General features: G+C 53.5%; 1 rRNA gene. It reads left to right on the forward strand.

Going from position 1 to position 2,735, the window contains the following annotated elements:
- A 23S ribosomal RNA gene (locus AB4Y43_RS40235) occupies positions 1-2,735 on the forward strand; the annotation flags it as partial.

The following is a 2,735-nucleotide window of genomic DNA, read 5'->3' on the forward strand; positions in this document are numbered from 1 at the left end:
AGCTTTGATCCACAGATGTCCGAATGGGGAAACCCACTCCGAATGGAGTATCCATGGCTGAATACATAGGCCATGCGAAGCGAACGCGGCGAACTGAAACATCTAAGTAGCCGCAGGAAAAGAAATCAACCGAGATTCCCAAAGTAGTGGCGAGCGAAATGGGACCAGCCTGTACTCTTTATCTGTACCGTCAGCCAAACGCTCTGGAAAGTGCGGCCATAGTGGGTGATAGCCCCGTAGGCGAAGGCGGAATGGAAGAACTAGGTGTACGACAAGTAGGGCGGGACACGTGAAATCCTGTCTGAAGATGGGGGGACCATCCTCCAAGGCTAAATACTCGTGATCGACCGATAGTGAACCAGTACCGTGAGGGAAAGGCGAAAAGAACCCCGGGAGGGGAGTGAAACAGATCCTGAAACCGCATGCATACAAACAGTCGGAGCCTCGCAAGGGGTGACGGCGTACCTTTTGTATAATGGGTCAGCGACTTACATTCAGTGGCAAGCTTAACCGAATAGGGCAGGCGTAGCGAAAGCGAGTCCGAACAGGGCGTCCAGTCGCTGGGTGTAGACCCGAAACCAGGTGATCTATCCATGGCCAGGTTGAAGGCACGGTAACACGTGCTGGAGGACCGAACCCACTAACGTTGAAAAGTTAGGGGATGAGCTGTGGATAGGGGTGAAAGGCTAAACAAACCTGGAAATAGCTGGTTCTCTCCGAAAACTATTTAGGTAGTGCCTCGTGTATCACCTTCGGGGGTAGAGCACTGTCATGGTTGATGGGTCCATTGCGGATTACGTCGCCATAGCAAACTCCGAATACCGAAGAGTGCAATCACGGGAGACAGACATCGGGTGCTAACGTCCGGTGTCAAGAGGGAAACAACCCAGACCGCCAGCTAAGGTCCCCAAATATGGCTAAGTGGGAAACGAAGTGGGAAGGCTAAAACAGTCAGGAGGTTGGCTTAGAAGCAGCCACCCTTTAAAGAAAGCGTAATAGCTCACTGATCGAGTCGTCCTGCGCGGAAGATGTAACGGGGCTAAGCCATATACCGAAGCTGCGGATGCATATTTATATGCATGGTAGGAGAGCGTTCCGTAAGCCTGCGAAGGTGCGTTGAAAAGCGTGCTGGAGGTATCGGAAGTGCGAATGCTGACATGAGTAGCGATAAAGGGGGTGAAAGGCCCCCTCGCCGTAAGCCCAAGGTTTCCTACGCAACGTTCATCGGCGTAGGGTGAGTCGGCCCCTAAGGCGAGGCAGAAATGCGTAGCTGATGGGAAGCAGGTCAATATTCCTGCACCATTGTTGAATGCGATGGGGGGACGGATCGCGGAAGGTTGTCCGGGTGTTGGAAGTCCCGGTCCTTGCATTGGAGAAGGCGCTTTGGCAAATCCGGGCGCGGGATTCAAGGGTGTGAGGCCAGTCTCTTCGGAGACGAAGCAACTGGAAGTGGTTCCAAGAAAAGCCTCTAAGCTTCAGTTCAACAGTGACCGTACCGCAAACCGACACAGGTGGGCGAGATGAGTATTCTAAGGCGCTTGAGAGAACTCGGGAGAAGGAACTCGGCAAATTGGTACCGTAACTTCGGGATAAGGTACGCCCTGGTAGCTTGACTGGCTTGCGCCAGAAGGGTGAAGGGGTTGCAATAAACTGGTGGCTGCGACTGTTTAATAAAAACACAGCACTCTGCAAACACGAAAGTGGACGTATAGGGTGTGACGCCTGCCCGGTGCCGGAAGATTAAATGATGGGGTGCAAGCTCTTGATTGAAGTCCCGGTAAACGGCGGCCGTAACTATAACGGTCCTAAGGTAGCGAAATTCCTTGTCGGGTAAGTTCCGACCTGCACGAATGGCGTAACGATGGCCACACTGTCTCCTCCCGAGACTCAGCGAAGTTGAAGTGTTTGTGATGATGCAATCTCCCCGCGGCTAGACGGAAAGACCCCATGAACCTTTACTGTAGCTTTGCATTGGACTTTGAACCGGTTTGTGTAGGATAGGTGGGAGGCTGTGAAGTGTGGACGCTAGTCTGCATGGAGCCGTCCTTGAAATACCACCCTGATCTGTTTGAGGTTCTAACCTTGGTCCGTGATCCGGATCGGGGACAGTGCATGGTAGGCAGTTTGACTGGGGCGGTCTCCTCCCAAAGGGTAACGGAGGAGTACGAAGGTACGCTAGGTACGGTCGGAAATCGTGCTGATAGTGCAATGGCATAAGCGTGCTTGACTGTGAGACTCACAAGTCGAACAGGTGCGAAAGCAGGTCATAGTGATCCGGTGGTTCTGTATGGAAGGGCCATCGCTCAACGGATAAAAGGTACTCTGGGGATAACAGGCTGATACCGCCCAAGAGTTCATATCGACGGCGGTGTTTGGCACCTCGATGTCGGCTCATCTCATCCTGGGGCTGTAGCCGGTCCCAAGGGTATGGCTGTTCGCCATTTAAAGAGGTACGTGAGCTGGGTTTAAAACGTCGTGAGACAGTTTGGTCCCTATCTGCCGTGGGCGCTGGAAGTTTGAGGGGGCCTGCTCCTAGTACGAGAGGACCGGAGTGGACGAACCTCTGGTGTACCGGTTGTGACGCCAGTCGCATCGCCGGGTAGCTATGTTCGGAAGAGATAACCGCTGAAAGCATCTAAGCGGGAAACTCGCCTCAAGATGAGACTTCCCCGGGGACTTGATCCCCTTGAAGGGTCGTTCGAGACCAGGACGTTGATAGGTCAGGTGTGGAAGCG

The organism is Paraburkholderia sp. BR10872 (genome assembly GCF_040965835.1).
Classification (GTDB): Bacteria; Pseudomonadota; Gammaproteobacteria; order Burkholderiales; family Burkholderiaceae; genus Paraburkholderia; species Paraburkholderia nodosa_A.